This is a genomic window from Pseudomonas sp. TREG-RG-20F-10-E-6-01 (assembly GCF_022662455.1).
In the GTDB taxonomy this organism is placed as follows: domain Bacteria; phylum Pseudomonadota; class Gammaproteobacteria; order Pseudomonadales; family Pseudomonadaceae; genus Aquipseudomonas.
On the sequence record NZ_JAKNQP010000005.1, the window covers coordinates 431,611 to 446,605 of the forward strand.

The 14,995-nt window shown below is 59.4% G+C and carries 13 protein-coding genes and 2 pseudogenes; 7 read left to right on the forward strand and 8 right to left on the reverse strand.

Annotation, left to right across the window (positions count from 1 at the left end; genetic code table 11):
• Nucleotides 1–39: 39 nt before the first annotated feature.
• The gene (locus L8K08_RS18065) at nucleotides 40–936 is read left to right on the forward strand and encodes a PA4780 family RIO1-like protein kinase (protein WP_106577732.1); all 897 of its coding nucleotides are present in this window, start codon (nucleotides 40–42) and stop codon (nucleotides 934–936) included.
• A gap of 155 nt (nucleotides 937–1,091) precedes the next feature.
• Here the strand turns inward: L8K08_RS18065 and cueR are convergent, their stop codons facing one another.
• From cueR to L8K08_RS18080, 3 genes are all read right to left on the reverse strand, one after another.
• Nucleotides 1,092–1,493 (reverse strand): Cu(I)-responsive transcriptional regulator, encoded by a 402-nt coding sequence (cueR, locus tag L8K08_RS18070; protein ID WP_106577733.1) that lies wholly within the window; start codon nucleotides 1,491–1,493, stop codon nucleotides 1,092–1,094.
• Nucleotides 1,490–3,691: a heavy metal translocating P-type ATPase gene (locus L8K08_RS18075; RefSeq protein WP_242199111.1), complete on the reverse strand. Its 2,202-nt coding sequence runs from the start codon at nucleotides 3,689–3,691 to the stop codon at nucleotides 1,490–1,492. The genes cueR and L8K08_RS18075 overlap by 4 nt, the downstream gene beginning before the upstream one ends.
• Nucleotides 3,692–3,842: 151 nt before the next feature.
• Nucleotides 3,843–4,223, reverse strand: a complete 381-nt coding sequence (locus tag L8K08_RS18080) for a hypothetical protein (protein WP_106577735.1) — start codon at nucleotides 4,221–4,223, stop codon at nucleotides 3,843–3,845.
• 147 nt (nucleotides 4,224–4,370) lie between these two features.
• Here L8K08_RS18080 and L8K08_RS18085 point away from each other — a divergent pair, with 147 nt between their 5' ends.
• Together L8K08_RS18085 and L8K08_RS18090 are read left to right on the forward strand one after the other, a co-directional pair.
• Nucleotides 4,371–4,568, forward strand: a complete 198-nt coding sequence (locus tag L8K08_RS18085; protein ID WP_106577736.1) for a cation transporter — start codon at nucleotides 4,371–4,373, stop codon at nucleotides 4,566–4,568.
• Between the two features lie 87 nt (nucleotides 4,569–4,655).
• A complete protein-coding gene (locus L8K08_RS18090) occupies nucleotides 4,656–5,849 on the forward strand; it encodes a multidrug effflux MFS transporter (protein WP_145160363.1) in 1,194 nt (397 codons plus the stop codon).
• A gap of 8 nt (nucleotides 5,850–5,857) precedes the next feature.
• On the opposite strand, the gene L8K08_RS18095 is transcribed toward L8K08_RS18090, so the two are convergent.
• The 3 genes from L8K08_RS18095 to L8K08_RS18105 form a co-directional block, all read right to left on the reverse strand.
• Nucleotides 5,858–6,040: a hypothetical protein gene (locus L8K08_RS18095; protein ID WP_017134711.1), complete on the reverse strand. Its 183-nt coding sequence runs from the start codon at nucleotides 6,038–6,040 to the stop codon at nucleotides 5,858–5,860.
• A gap of 144 nt (nucleotides 6,041–6,184) precedes the next feature.
• On the reverse strand, nucleotides 6,185–7,198 hold the full coding sequence (locus tag L8K08_RS18100) for a zinc-binding alcohol dehydrogenase family protein (protein ID WP_242199114.1): 1,014 nt from the start codon (nucleotides 7,196–7,198) through the stop codon (nucleotides 6,185–6,187).
• A 24-nt stretch (nucleotides 7,199–7,222) separates the two neighbouring features.
• Complete coding sequence (locus L8K08_RS18105; protein ID WP_242199116.1) at nucleotides 7,223–7,516, reverse strand: putative quinol monooxygenase; 294 nt, start codon at nucleotides 7,514–7,516, stop codon at nucleotides 7,223–7,225.
• 118 nt (nucleotides 7,517–7,634) lie between these two features.
• Here L8K08_RS18105 and L8K08_RS18110 point away from each other — a divergent pair, with 118 nt between their 5' ends.
• The 3 genes from L8K08_RS18110 to L8K08_RS18120 all read left to right on the forward strand — a co-directional run bounded on the left by L8K08_RS18110 (nucleotide 7,635) and on the right by L8K08_RS18120 (nucleotide 10,861).
• A complete protein-coding gene (locus L8K08_RS18110; RefSeq protein WP_242199117.1) occupies nucleotides 7,635–8,564 on the forward strand; it encodes a LysR family transcriptional regulator in 930 nt (309 codons plus the stop codon).
• Nucleotides 8,565–8,698: 134 nt separating this feature from the next.
• Entirely contained in the window at nucleotides 8,699–9,433 is a 735-nt protein-coding gene (locus tag L8K08_RS18115) for a helix-turn-helix transcriptional regulator (RefSeq protein WP_242199119.1), read from the forward strand.
• A 57-nt stretch (nucleotides 9,434–9,490) separates the two neighbouring features.
• Entirely contained in the window at nucleotides 9,491–10,861 is a 1,371-nt protein-coding gene (locus L8K08_RS18120) for an MFS transporter (protein WP_242199121.1), read from the forward strand.
• A 136-nt stretch (nucleotides 10,862–10,997) separates the two neighbouring features.
• On the opposite strand, the gene L8K08_RS18125 is transcribed toward L8K08_RS18120, so the two are convergent.
• Nucleotides 10,998–11,951 carry an adenosine deaminase gene (locus L8K08_RS18125; RefSeq protein ID WP_119737737.1) on the reverse strand — a complete coding sequence of 318 codons (954 nt, stop codon included), beginning with the start codon at nucleotides 11,949–11,951 and terminating at the stop codon, nucleotides 10,998–11,000.
• A gap of 194 nt (nucleotides 11,952–12,145) precedes the next feature.
• Here L8K08_RS18125 and L8K08_RS18130 point away from each other — a divergent pair.
• A pseudogene (locus L8K08_RS18130) lies at nucleotides 12,146–12,480 on the forward strand (calcium:proton antiporter); the annotation flags it as partial.
• A 329-nt stretch (nucleotides 12,481–12,809) separates the two neighbouring features.
• Here L8K08_RS18130 and L8K08_RS18135 read toward each other — a convergent pair.
• Nucleotides 12,810–14,995: pseudogene (locus tag L8K08_RS18135) on the reverse strand (hypothetical protein); the annotation flags it as partial.

The following is a 14,995-nucleotide window of genomic DNA, read 5'->3' on the forward strand; positions in this document are numbered from 1 at the left end:
TACGCGTGTTTGGTAATAAAGGACCCACAATAAAAGCTGATGAAGACTCCTAAACGCATTGAACCCCTGATCGAAGACGGTCTGGTCGACGAAGTGCTGCGCCCACTCATGAGTGGTAAAGAAGCAGCTGTTTATGTGGTGCGCTGCGGCAACGAATTGCGTTGCGCCAAGGTTTACAAGGAGGCGAACAAACGAAGTTTTCGTCAGGCGTCCGAATACCAGGAAGGCCGTAAGGTCCGTAACAGCCGCCAGGCCCGAGCCATGGCCAAAGGCTCCAAGTTCGGCAAGAAAGAAACCGAAGATGCCTGGCAGAACGCCGAAGTTGCGGCGCTGTTCCGCCTCGCCGGTGCGGGCGTTCGGGTGCCCAAACCGTACGACTTCCTTGAAGGCGTGCTGTTGATGGAACTGGTGGCCGACGAGTACGGCGATGCGGCGCCACGTCTGAATGACGTGACGCTGGAGCCGGACCAGGCGCGCGAATACCACGCCTTCCTGATTTCCCAGATCGTGCTGATGCTGTGTACCGGTCTGGTGCACGGTGACTTGTCCGAGTTCAACGTGCTGCTCACGCCGACCGGCCCGGTGATCATCGACCTGCCTCAGGCGGTGGATGCGGCGGGCAACAACCACGCGTTCAATATGCTGGAGCGGGATGTGGGCAACATGGCTTCCTACTTCGGGCGCTTTGCTCCGGAGTTGAAGAAGACCAAGTACGCCAAGGAAATGTGGGCGTTGTACGAAGCCGGCACCTTGCACCCGGCCAGCGCTTTAACCGGCGAGTTCGACGAACCGGAAGAACTGGCGGACGTGGGCGGTGTAATTCGCGAGATTGAAGCGGCGCGGTTGGATGAAGAGCGCAAGCAAGCGATTCGCGCGGCGGATGATGCGCCACCGACCAAGACCGCGGAAGAACCGCCGCCGCCTTGGATGCAGTGATCCAGCGACGGTCCACCGGCTTGGTGAAGATCTAATGTGGGAGCGGGCTTGCTCGCGAATGCGTAGTGTCAGTCATACATCATTTGACTGATCCACCGCATTCGCGAGCAAGCCCGCTCCCACATTTTGCTCTGCGTGTGCCTGATAAACATTGCTCAGGCGCAACAGCTGCCAGACGCCAACTCCTTGAGAATCGGGCAATCGGGCCGATGATCGCCCTGGCAGTGTTCCACCAGGTCCTGCAACGTATCGCGCAGTTGCCCCAGCTCCAGAATCTTCTGGTTCAGCGCCTCGATATGCTCGCGCGCCAAGGCTTTCACATCGGCGCTGGCGCGCTGTCGGTCTTGCCACAAGGTCAGCAGCTTGCCGACTTCCTCCAGCGAAAACCCCAGATCCCGCGAGCGTTTGATGAACGCCAGTGTGTGCAAGTCATCGCTGCCGTACACGCGGTAACCGCTGTCGGTGCGGTGGGCGGCTTTGAGCAGGCCGATGGATTCGTAGTAACGAATCATCTTTGCGCTCAGCCCGCTCTGACGGGCGGCTTGGCCGATGTTCATGGGCGTTGATCCTCCAAATCCTTGGGCTTCCAGGTTTTCAACAGTAACGCATTGCTCACCACACTGACGCTGGACAGGGCCATGGCCGCGCCCGCCAGCACCGGGTTGAGCAAGCCGAGTGCCGCCAGTGGGATGCCGATCAAGTTATACACAAAGGCCCAGAACAGGTTCTGGCGGATTTTTGCGTAGGTTTTGCGGCTGATCTCCAGCGCGGCGGGCACCAGGCGCGGGTCGCCGCGCATCAAGGTGATGCCCGCCGCGTGCATCGCCACGTCGGTGCCGCCGCCCATGGCGATGCCGATATCGGCAGCCGCCAGGGCCGGGGCGTCGTTGATGCCGTCGCCGACCATCGCCACTGCGCCGGTTTTTTTCAGCTGCGCGACAATGGCGGCTTTGTCGGCCGGGAGTACTTCGGCGTGTACATCGTCGATGCCCAGTGCCTCGGCCACCACACGGGCGCTGCCGCGGTTGTCGCCGGTGAGCAAGTGGCTGCTGATGTGCTGGGCCCTGAGGTGTTCCACGGCCTCCAGTGCGCCGGGCTTGAGCGTATCGCCAAAGGCGAACAGGCCCAGTACGCGCGGTTGCGCGCCTTGTTCGATCAACCAGGACAACGTGCGCCCTTGGGCTTCCCACGCGCTGGCGGACGCCGCGAGGTCACCCGCGCTCAAGCCGTTTTCTTCCAGCATCCGGCGATTGCCCAACGCCAGTTGTCGGCCACCCAAGGTGCCCGCAATACCGCGCCCGCTCAGCGCCTGGCTGGCCGTCACATCTGGCACGTTCAAGCCTTGTGCGTTGCAGGCATCCAGCACGGCTTTGGCCAGCGGGTGCTCGCTGCCGCGCTGCAGTGCGCCGGCGTGTTGCAGCAGCAGCGACTCATTGCCATCCACCGCCGCCAAATGCGCAATTTTCGGCGCGCCGGAGGTGAGGGTGCCGGTCTTGTCAAACACCACGGCGCTGACTGCATGGGCGCGTTCCAGGGCCTCTGCGTCTTTGATCAGGATGCCATAGCGCGCGGCGACGCCGGTGCCGGCCATGATCGCGGTCGGCGTGGCCAGGCCCAGCGCACACGGGCACGCAATCACCAGCACCGCCACGGCATTGATGATCGCGGTTTCCAGCGGCGCGCCGTAGAGCCACCAGCCCGCCAGGGTGATCAGCGCCAGTACCAGCACGGCGGGCACAAACACCTGGCTGACCTTATCCACCAGTTTCTGGATCGGAGCCTTCGCCGCCTGGGCGTCTTCCACCAGACGAATGATGCGTGCAAGCACGCTTTCGGCACCCAGCGCCTGGGCACGCACCAGCAACCGACCTTCACCGTTGATGGCGCCGCCAGTGACCTTATCGCCGGGCTGTTTCGGCACCGGCAGGCTCTCGCCGCTGATCAAGGCCTCGTCGGCATGGCTCTGGCCCTCCATCACTTCACCGTCCACCGGGAAGCGCTCGCCGGGTTTGACCAGCACCCGGTCGCCGAGCTTCAACGCGCTGATGGCGACGTCTTCTTCGCGGCCGTCCAGCACGCGAATCGCCCGCTCCGGGCGCAAGGCTTCGAGGGCGCGGATGGCGCTGGCGGTCTGGCGCTTGGCGCGGCTTTCCAGGTATTTACCGAGCAGCACCAGCGCGATCACCACGGCCGAGGCTTCGAAATACAGGTGCGGCATGTTGCCAGCGGGCGTGGTGAGCCATTCATAGATGCTCAAGCCATAGCCGGCGCTGGTGCCGATGGCCACCAGCAGGTCCATGTTGCCGGCGCCAGCACGCACGGCCTTCCATGCGGCGCTGTAGAAGCGCGCACCCAAGATGAATTGCACCGGCGTAGCCAGGGCGAACTGCACCCAGGCGGGCAGCATCCAGTGCAGGCCAAAGGGCTGCACCAGCATCGGCAGCACCAGCGGCAGGGCCAGCACGATCGCCAACAGCAGCGACCAACGCTCGCGATGCAGGCGTTGGGCTTGATTGGCGTCGGTGGCGGTTTCGCTTTGCGCCAGGGTGGCGGTGTAGCCGGCCTTGTCGACAGCGGCGATCAGTACGCCGGGGTCCATTTGGCCCAGCACTTCGACGTGGGCGCGTTCGTTGGCCAGGTTGACGCTGACACGTTGCACGCCCGGCACCTTGCCCAGCGCGCGCTCGACACGGCCGGCACAGCTGGCACAGGTCATGCCGCTGATGGGCAGGTCAAACGTGGTGGATCCATTCATGGGGCAGTCCTCCAGAAGACGATGCCCCCTAGGATCAACCTTGACCTGTGGGGAAGGTCAAGGGGCTATTTGCCTCAGGCGGTGGCTGGCCGGCGATGACGGCCGCCATTCAGGCGCGTACGCAAGGACCTGAGGCCGGCAAGGCAGGTGTTCAGTATTCGAGGGCGGCGGGTTTCAGGTACATGCCGTCCGGGCCTTGGGCAATACGCAGCTTGCGCACATCACCGGCCTTCAGCGTGATGTTCTGCGCGGGCGGTGCGAGCATGCCCGGCAAGCAGCCAGGGGCTTGGCCCGGCAGCAGTTTCAAGCGCAGCGACACGTTACCCGCCGGCAAGTTGAACGACGTGGCCTGTTCCTGAAACAGGCGCCCGGCCAACTGGTCCTGGATATACAGGCCGATCTCGCAGCTGGTCGGCACTTCCAGGCGCTCGCGGGAGATGATCAGCACCGCATAGTCTTCGTCGGCGAAGGCCATGGGCGCAGCGGCAGACAAACTCAACAGGCCGATAAGGGCCAAAAACGACCAGCGCATGGCGAATGCTCCGTGGTTCAAATCCAAGATGGATGAAGCTTGGCCGAGGCGGCGGCTGAATACCAGCCCGGCGGATGTTTTTGAAACTTGACCTTGCCATCGTGGCAAGGTCGAGACTGGCGTCAACCTCATCAAAGGAGTCATGTCATGCAAGTATTCAACGTGGAAGGAATGACCTGCGGCCATTGCGTTCGGGCGGTGACCCAGGCGGTGCAGAGCAAGGACCCTGCGGCGAGCGTCAACGTCAACCTGGCGGCGAAGGAAGTCGGTGTGGAAAGTCGCTTGTCCGCCGAGCAGGTTATCGAGCTGATCACCGAAGAAGGCTACAGCGCCAAGCTCGCGTAATTTTTCTGATAGTTAGCGAGCTAACGTAATGTTCATGGCACCCAAGCGCGGCTAGACTGTCGGGCTGCCGACTCACTTGGGTGTCTGATGAACCTCCGCATAATCCTGATTCTGGGCGCCTTGAGCGCCTTCGCGCCGTTGGCGATCGACTTCTACCTGCCGGGCTTTCCGGCGATGGCCACGGCGTTCGCCACCGACGAAAAACATATCCAGCTGACGTTGGCGGTGTATTTCGCGGGTCTGGCCATTGGCCAATTGATCTACGGCCCGCTGGCCGACCGCTTTGGCCGGCGCGTGCCGCTGCTCAGTGGCGTAACGCTGTTTACCATCGCCTCCTTTGCCTGCGCGTATGCGCCGTCCCTGGACTGGCTGATCGGCGCACGCTTCGTGCAAGCCCTCGGCGGGTGTGCGGGCATGGTGATTTCCCGTGCGGTGGTCAGCGACAAATGTGATGCCGTGGGCTCAGCCAAGGTTTATTCGCAACTGATGCTGGTCACCGGCCTGGCACCGATCCTCGCGCCGTTGGCGGGTGGCTTGATGGTCGGGTTGTGGGGCTGGCAGTCGATTTTCCTGGCGCTGTCGATATTCAGCGTGATGGCAGCCATCGCCGTGGCAGTCGGCTTGCCGGAAACCTTCCCGGCCCATCAGCCGCGCCAGCCGCTGTCCGGTTCGCTGCGCCGCTATGGCGCGCTGCTGTCGGACCGCGTGTACCTGGGCTACGCCCTGACCGGCGGCATCTCGATTGCCGGAATGTTTGCCTACATCGCCGGCTCACCCTTCGTGTTCATCAAACTCTACGGCGTGCCTGCCGAGCATTACGGTTGGCTGTTCGGCTCCAACGCGGCCGGCTTTATCCTGGTGGCGCAGCTCAATGCGCGGTTGCTGGCCAAGCGCGGCCCGGCGTTTTTGTTGTCGCGCACGGTGTGGGTGTATGTGGCAGCGGCGTTGTCGCTGTTGGGCATTGCCGCCTTGCGTACCGAAGCGTTGTGGCCGTTGCTGGTGCCGCTGTTTATCTGCATTGCCAGTCTTGGCTGCATTTTGCCCAACACCTCGGCCTGCGCCATGAGCGGGCAGGGCGCACGGGCCGGCAGCGCGTCGGCGTTGCTGGGCTGCATTCAGTTTGGTGTGGCGGCGGGCGCGGCGTCGCTGGTCGGCGTGCTGCACGACGGCACGGCGATGCCGATGGCGATGGTCATCACCTTGTGCGGTGTATTGGCCGTAACGATTGCAATGTCGACCCAGCGCCTGCAACGGGCGAGGGCCGTGCAAGCGCAGGTCTGAGGTGCGGATCAGCCAGCGGCGGAGCGTTGCTGGCTGAGGGGAATGCGGTGCGGCGCCTGGATGCGCGCTTGCAGGGTGTCGGCGAAGGCCCGGGCTTCGGCCTCACTGCGGAAGGTGAACGCGTCGCCGTCGAGGCTGACCTGCCATTTGTTGCCTGGCGATTTTGCTAACGCTCTTATCAGGATCTTCATTGCTGACTTCCTCACGTAAAAGAATCGTGGCAAAGGCGGCCAATATAAACCCGAATGCGCTCACAAATATGACAAAGGTCAACTCTCTGACTAGCGGCGTCGTCCATTACTCACAGGAATAAAGGACGACGCTGACAGACCGTTTTAAAAGCCTTCCAACACGATCTTGCCCTTGGCCTTACCGCTTTCCAGCAGCGTGTGCGCACGGCGCAGGTTCTGGGCATTGATCACACCGAAGTGCTCGCCCACCGTGGTTTTCAAGGTGCCGGCGTCGATCAGGTCAGCCACGCGGTTGAGCAGGTTGTGCTGTTCGATCATGTCTGGCGTCTCGAACATTGAGCGCGTGTACATGAACTCCCAATGCAGCGACAGGCTCTTGCGCTTGAGCTTGCTCACATCCAGCGACTTCGGATCGTCGATCAACGCCAACTTGCCTTGTGGCTCCAGCGCTTCTACCAACTGGTCGAGGTGATGATCGGTCTGGGTCAGGCTGGCGACGTGGGTCACCTGTGGGTGGCCGGCGTTTTTCAGCGCTTCGCTCAGCGGTTGGCTGTGATCGATCACCAGGTCGGCGCCGAGCGCCTTGGCCCATTCCTGAGTTTGCGGACGCGAGGCGGTGCCGATGACTTTCAGTGCGGTGAGCTGGCTGGCCAGTTGGGTCAGAATCGAACCCACACCCCCGGCGGCGCCGACGATCAGCAGGCTCTGGCCTTCATCTTCCTTGCCTTCACGCACTTGCAGGCGTTCGAACAACAACTCCCAGGCCGTGATGGCGGTCAGCGGCAGCGCGGCGGCGTCGGCAAACCCCAGGCTCTTGGGCATATGACCGACGATGCGCTCATCCACGGTATGCAGTTCGCTGTTGCCGCCCGGGCGTACCAGCGAGCCGGCGTAGAACACTTTGTCTCCGGCTTTGAACAGGGTCACTTCGCTGCCAACGGCCTTGACCACACCCGCCACGTCCCAGCCCAGCACCTTGGCGGCACCGTTTTCCGGGGCGACGTTCTGGCGCACCTTGGTGTCCACCGGGTTGACCGAGATGGCTTTGACTTCCACCAGCAGGTCGCGCGGGCCGGCGACCGGCTCCGGCAGCTCGATGTCTTGCAGGGAGTTTGGATCGGTGATTGGCAGTGCAGCGTAGTAGGCAATGGCTTTCATGGGGACTCCGGAAAAGGGCAGTGATCAGGCAAGAAATTTCAGGCGCTTGAGTTCGAAGTGTTCGATCACATCAGCGGCCTTGGCGCGGAAGTTCTGGATGTGTGCGCTCTGGTCGTGGTCGGCCAGTGCTGCGTCGTCGCTCCAGCGTTCGAGCATGTAGAAGGTCTCGGGATGTTGCAGGTCCTGGTGCAGGTCATATTGCTCGCAACCGGCTTCCAGGCGGGTCGGTTCCAGCAGGCCGCGCAGCAGGGTTTCCAGGGTTGCCTGTTGGCCGGGTTTGGCGATCAGCGTGGCGATGACGTTAAAGGCAGTGGACATATTCAACTCCTGGCACGTGGTGAAGGGGATGGGCAGATGATTGGCTATTTCCCGTGAAGATAAAACCCGCTAAAACAGCAGTCTGTTTCAATGGAATTTTGATAATTGGCGGTAATGCATGCTGCGGTTTGATGATTTGCAGTTGTTTGTACGCGCGGCAGACTTGGGCAGTCTGTCGGCTGCCGCGCGGGTCATGGATCTGTCGCCGGCCGTGGCCAGCGCGGCGCTCAAACGCATCGAACAGCAACTGGGCGCGCGGTTGCTGGCGCGCTCTACCCGCAGCCTGCGGCTGACCGCCGAAGGTGAAGGCTTTTTGGAATATGCCCGCGCAGCCTTGAGTTCGCTGGACGAAGGGCGGCGCTTGTTGGCCAGCGGCCAGGACCATGTCAGCGGCGTGCTGCAGCTGTCGGCGCCGTCGGATTTCGGGCGCAACCAACTGTTGCCATGGCTCGATGAGTTCCAGCGCGACTACCCGCAACTCACCGTGCGCCTGCTGTTGGGCGACCGGATCGCCGACCTGTTCCGCCAGCCGGTGGATATCGCCCTGCGTTACGGCGAGCCCGAAGATTCCAGCCTGATCGCGCTGCCCATCGCCTCGGACAACAGGCGTGTGCTGTGTGCCGCGCCCAGCTACCTCGCCCGCCACGGCGAGCCGCGGCATCTGGAGCAATTGGCGCAACACAATTGCCTGCTGTACATGCTCGGCAGCCGCGTACACGACCACTGGGGTTTTCACGACGGCAAGCGTGAAGTCAGCCTGACGGTGAGCGGCGACCGCTTCAGTGATGACGCCGATGTGGTGCGGCGCTGGGCGGTGGCGGGTGTCGGTATCGCCTACAAGTCGTGGCTGGATGTGAGCAGCGACGTGCTGGCCGGGCGTCTGCGCGTGATCCTGCCGGAGCTGCGCGGTGAGCGCACGCCGCTCAACCTGCTGTGCGCGCATCGTGCGCAATTGAGCAAGCCCATCAACCTGTTGCGGGAAATGCTCGTGGCCCGCTGTGCGACATTGACTGCGCAATGGCCGGAGCGATTGAGCACCGCGCAATAGCCTCCATCAAAGCAAGAAATTTCACTCAGATCCTGTCCCTATCCGCGCTGTCAGACGCCGCGGAACGGGCGGTTTGCGCCCCTATACTTTGGTTCCAACCGCAGCAGACAAATGGTTTAACAAGGAGTGAATACATGGAAGAAGCACCCTGCATCAGTCACATCGCCAGCTTGCTCTGCGAGCCCAAGCGCACCGCCATGCTCTGGGCCTTGATGGACGGGTCGGCGAAATCGTCAGAGGAGCTGGCGAGGCTTGCCGGGCTGTCGTCGGCTTCGGCGATCGCGCATTTGTCGCGCCTGACTGGAAGCGGTTTGCTGCGGGTTGAAGCCCAGCGTGGCAAGCGCGTGTTTCGTGTCGCCGCCGTCGACGTCAGCGTTGCCATCGACGCGTTGGCCAGTACCACCATGGCCAGCGCCGTGCGCAGTGCGCCGCAGGGTCTGCCGCCGACGCTGGTGGCGCCGGCGGCGTTGCGGCGAGCCCGGTTATGCCATGGCCACCTGGGCGGAGAACTGGGCGCGGGGCTTTACCAGCGCATGTTCCAGGCCGGTTGGATCGACCGTCATGAACAGCGTACCGAGGTCACCGTCAAGGGCGCGCAGTGCCTGGCAGGCCTGGGCATTTTTACCCACGCGTTGGCCTCGCCCCTGGCGTGTGATTGTTTTGACTGGAGTCAGCAGCAACCGCACTTGGGGGGCGCATTGGGGGCGGGGCTGTTGCAGCTGTTTTTGCAATCGGGCTGGGTCAGCGTGGTCAACGAGTCCCACGCCCTGCAGTTCTCCGACATCGGGCTTGGGGAAATCAACCGCCTGGCCGCGCCTCAGGAGGGCAATGGTCGCTCAGAGTTTCAGTCAGGTCGCATCCAGCAATAACCAGGCAAAACGATACCGCACACTCGCGTTGGGGATTTTTCATACAGGGGGTGCGGCATGGGCATGCAAGGCTATAGCGCAGCGGAACGGCTGGAACGGTTGCCCATCAGCGGCTACCACCGAATCATCTTTATCATCATCGCGCTGGCGTTTTTCTTCGACTCCATGGACCTGGCGATGATGACTTTCCTGTTGGGTTCGATCAAAACCGAGTTCGGCCTCAGTACGGCCCAGGCCGGGTTGCTGGCCAGTTCGAGTTTTTTCGGCATGGTGGTCGGTGCATCTTTATCCGGAATGTTGGCGGACCGGTTTGGACGCAAACCGGTATTCCAGTGGAGCATCGTGTTGTGGGGCGTCGCCAGCTACCTGTGCTCCACGGCGCAGACGGTGGAGACGCTGACGCTGTTTCGCATTTTGCTGGGGATCGGCATGGGCATGGAGTTCCCGATTGCGCAGTCGATGCTTTCTGAGCTGATTCCTGCCAAGGGGCGCGGGCGCTACATCGCCCTGATGGATGGCTTCTGGCCGTTGGGTTTTGTGGCGGCGGGCGTGCTGTCTTATTTCTTGCTGCCGGTGATTGGTTGGCGTGACATCTTTTTGGTGTTGGCGGTGCCGGCGGTGTTTGTGTTGGCGATCCGGTTTTTTATCCCGGAGTCGCCGCGCTGGCTCGAGCAGGCCGGTCGGCACGCGGCGGCGGATAAGGTGTTGCAGGGTATCGAGCAAAAAGTGCGCGATTCGCTGGGGCGCGCCGACTTGCCGGCGCCGATTGCCCTGCCACGGGTTGAGAGCGTACCGGGGACGTTTTTCTCGGCGTTTCAGCAGCTGTGGTCGCCGCAGTATCGGCAACGCACGATGATGATCTGGAACGTGTGGTTCTTTGCGTTGCTCGGCTTCTACGGGCTCACCTCCTGGTTGAGCGCGTTGTTGCAGCAGTCGGGGTTTGCGGTCACTCAGTCGGTGTACTACACGGTGATCATTTCCCTGGGCGGGATTCCCGGGTTTCTGATGGCCGCCTGGCTGGTGGAGCGCTGGGGGCGCAAGCCGGTCTGCGTCGTGACCTTGCTGGGCGGTGGCGTGATGGCGTTTGTGTATGGGCAAAGCGCAGTGTTTGGCGGCAACGTGGGGCTGCTGATTACGTCGGGTCTGTTGATGCAGTTCTTTCTGTTTGGCATGTGGGCGGTGCTGTACACCTACACGCCAGAGCTGTATCCCACTTCGGCGCGGGCAACCGGTTCCGGGTTTGCCTCGGCGATTGGTCGGGTCGGCTCGTTGCTCGGGCCGTTGGTAACGGGGCTGGTGTTTCCGATCACGGGGCAGGGCGGGGTGTTTGCCTTGGGCGCGCTGTGTTTTGCGGTGGCGGCGCTGGTGGTGTGGGTTTTTGGGATGGAGACGAAGGGCAAGACGCTGGAAGAATTGACCGAAATCTAAACGCCAGTGAGGTCAATGTGGGAGCGGGCTTGCCCGCGAAGACGGTGTTTCAGTCGACACAGGTAGTGACTGACACATCGCCTTCGCGGGCAAGCCCGCTCCCACTGTTAGTCTGTGTTCCTTCAGTGAGCGCGGATTATGGCTTCACGAGCCGCGCATCCAGGCTGTTCTGCGCCAGGCGTTTGGCCTGGTCCTGGGTCATGCCCAGCGAGGTATACAGCGCGTGGAAGTTCTCGGTGACATAACCGCCGAAGTACGCCGGGTCATCCGAGTTCACCGTGACTTTCACGCCACGCTCGAGCATGTCGAGGATGTTGTGCTGGGCCATGTCGTCGAACACGCACAGCTTGGTGTTGGACAGCGGGCACACGGTCAATGGGATTTGCTCGTCGATGATCCGCTGCATCAAACGTTCGTCTTCGATGGCGCGCACGCCATGGTCGATACGCTGGATTTTCAGCAGGTCGATGGCTTCCCAGATGTACTCGGGCGGGCCTTCTTCGCCGGCGTGGGCCACGGTGAGGAAGCCTTCGTGCCGGGCGCGGTCGAACACGCGCTGGAACTTGCTCGGCGGGTGGCCCATTTCCGAGCTGTCCAGGCCCACGGCCACAAATGCGTCGCGAAATGGCAGCGCCTGGTCGAGGGTTTTTTCAGCTTCGGCTTCACTCAGGTGGCGCAGGAAGCTGAGGATCAAACCGCTGGTGATGCCCAGTTGCTGCTCGCCATCTTTGAGCGCAGCGGCAATGCCGTTGAGCACGACTTCGAACGGTACGCCACGGTCGGTGTGGGTTTGCGGGTCGAAGAAGGGTTCGGTGTGGATCACGTTCTGTTCTTTGCAGCGCAGCAGGTAGGCCCAGGTCAGGTCGTAGAAGTCCTGGGAGGTGCGCAGCACATCGGCGCCCTGGTAATACAGGTCGAGAAACTCTTGCAGATTGTTGAAGGCGTAAGCCTTGCGCAGGGTTTCGACGTCGTTCCAAGGCAGTGCAATCTTGTTGCGTTCGGCCAGTGCGAACAGCAATTCAGGCTCCAGCGAGCCTTCCAGGTGCAGGTGCAATTCAGCCTTGGGCAGGGCGTTGAGCCAATCGTACATTTTCTAAATTCTCATCAGGTGCAATGGCGGCATTCTACAGGCCATGGCCGAAATAATCGGCAAAACCTGACCAGCAGGAGAGTATTGGTTTTTTTCACGCAAGGGCCACGTGAACTAAGGTGTAACGAAACGTTAGCGGCGTGGTGCAGTCTGTACCCCATCAATGACTGATTTGCTGCATGAAAAGGCCCGGAATGCTCACATCCCTCAAGCAAGAAAAATACATGTTACTGGCGCTGATTGCCGCCATCGTCGCCTACCCGTTGGAGCACTGGATGCTGCACAGCGGGCAGATGGTGGCGTTACTCAGTGGCGTGGCGCTGATCGTCTTCATCGTCGTGGCTTCGATGCGCGTTGCCCACCACGCTGAACAACTGGCAGAAAAGGTCGGTGACCCTTACGGCACCATGATCCTGACCCTCGCCGCGGTGTTGGTGGAGGTGGTGATCCTGGCGATCATGATGAGCAACGAACCCTCACCGACGCTGGTGCGCGACACGATTTATTCGGCTGTGATTTTCTAGACATACAGGCTTTTGGTGTCAAAGCCCATGAGGCTTTGACTGCCCTTGCCCTTGCCCTTGCCCTTGCCCTTGCTTAGCTGTTGCTTTTGATTCCAAAGCCCACAAGGCTTTGGTGCTCCTGCTCCTGCTCCTGCTCCTGCTCCTGCTCCTGCTCCTGCTCCTGCTCCTGCTCCTGCTCCTGCTCCTGCTGGGAAAGCTTAAGTATTTCTCTTGACTGGGAGTGCTTCTGGCTCGATCTTGCTGACTCACCCAATCTAAGCCATACCCCGGACGCCCGAAGGATTTGAAGTGATCAATGGCGGTCGACTCCGTAGATCACCTTCTGGGGCTAGCTTCAATCCTCGGTATCAGTTGGCCGGGCCAGCAAAGCTTTGGCGAACTTTTTCATCCGCGCCTTGAAGCCTGTTTTGTTCGAAAGGTCTGCATGAACGTTGGGTAACCTGTCTTTAAGCTTTGTTACATAGGAGGCGTAGGTATCCTTGTGATCCTGGGAAGTCGACCAATCCGCGAGCTGCTCCCACCGACGATCCAAGAAGTCTGAGACTCGGGATGTAGACTCTGGGTTGCGATGGATGAACAAAAGTATTTGAAGTAAGCGGTCTTCTTCAACTGCGTTTCGAGGGGTGATACTTGGAAGGAGAAAGTTGAGTTCAGACAAAATGAAAATGCAGGACTCAACAGGAGCTGCAGCATCATAAACGCAGGCCCGGAGCTCAGTTCCGATGACAAAAAGAGTATCCTTGTCGAAAAGCTCTAGCACGTTCTTGATGTTATCCAATACCGGAGCGGGCGGGGCTATAAAAGGTGATTTTTTTGTCAAGGTAGATATGTAAGTGGAAAATGCAGGGTGAGCATTTTTTTCACCTTTGAAATCCAGCTTGCCTTCCACCATGCGATCCAGTGCATTTGCTACCCTAGGGTTCGGGCTGTTAAAAATATCGAGCCAGCCGCTTGCATCAACATCGGAGCCAAAGTCTCTATCCAGGATTCGAGCTCTGAGCGGTAGCAGTTTGTCATCTGATCCGGTAAAGATTATGTCTAAGAAGTCTGGGTCTATCTTGTCTAGCGTCGGTAGATGTTCAGCGATTTGAGTGAATGAGAGAATCCATATTAGAAATTCGCTTTCCGCTAGGCCTGCTTCCTCTAAAGTTTCGCGCAGCTCCGTGTATTGTTGGAATAGGTGATGTACAAATATCGTGGCTACATGCCGCTCTTTAATTACGTGGGCAAGGAGCGGACTTACGATCGCTTTTGACTCAGGTTGGAGGGCCAGAGAGAAAAGATTACCACTAGTAAGCAAAGGCCCAACTAGAGAATTTAGAAACTCGGACTCTTGACTAAACACAGATTCGATTTCTGGTATTTCAGCAAGCTCTGTACCCATTTCTTGCCGCATATATGCGACTGCCATCGCGATTTTTATGCGGTTCGATTTTGTAGTGGGTAGATGGCTTTTGATAAGCGCGGGCACGGTACTTGCGTATTTTTCAAAAAATGCCAGACCTAGCCAAGATCTCTCTTCTGTAGGATTTGTGTTTATTGCAGTTGTGATTTCGGTCGCTAGCTCATCGCCCAGATGATACTCACGCTTCGCGTTGGACATCCTAATACTTCCGAAGTATTGGTATAGGCAGTGCACCCACTCCTCTTGCGGTAGCGGGGTCATGTCGAATGCAACCGTATCATTCGAGACAAGCTGTCTCACAGCATCTATGCGTCCTTTCTGACTAAGCGTGATGCGGTTCACGTCGACTACGAAGAGATCAGGATCCGGAACTAAGGTATGAAAGAGAATCTCTGAGCTATCCATCGCGATCTCTGGGAATGGCTCATCCAATGCGTGGAGATAGCTGTCATACATGTTCACCGTTTTTAGATAGGTGTCCGTGGCGTCTGGCTCATATGCTTGCCTGTTCATCTGCAAAAATGCTTCTCGCGCAGCTTTAAGCTCTCCTTCGAATATGGTTTTACTAAGCCCTAAGCTAATCAGCTCTTTTATCGCTTCAAAAAAACCGGTTTCTGGAACGTGACTCGTCAGTAATTGATTTTCTGTGAATTTCTTATTGATATGAGGGATTAATATAGCAATGTCGCAATTCTCCGAGGTTGCGGCCTCGTGAAGTGTTAGGAAAAGATTGTTAGGTGATACTTCTCCTTCGAGCTCTCTCAGGAACGAATCAGTGAATCCAAAATACCCTGCTAGTGAAGCTAGTTTTTTTCCGTCTTGGGATTCAATGGCAGTAGCCAAGGGTTGATCTATCAACTCTGCTATGGCGATATCTGGAGATGTTTGGAAGTGTATCTGAAGGACTTGAATGGGCCAGCCCTGATTCATGTCCTCGCCCAACAATGTTTGAAGAGTACGTTTTGTCCTTGCTAAGTCTGCGCTGTTCTTTTCACTCTGTATTTTCTGGTCGGGGTTCTTACTAGGAGCGGTATCTTCGGCTGAAGGGGCAGTGGGGTCTTTTAGCAGAGATTCAATAGAGTTATTATTGTATTTGCAAATTGCGATGTAAGCTG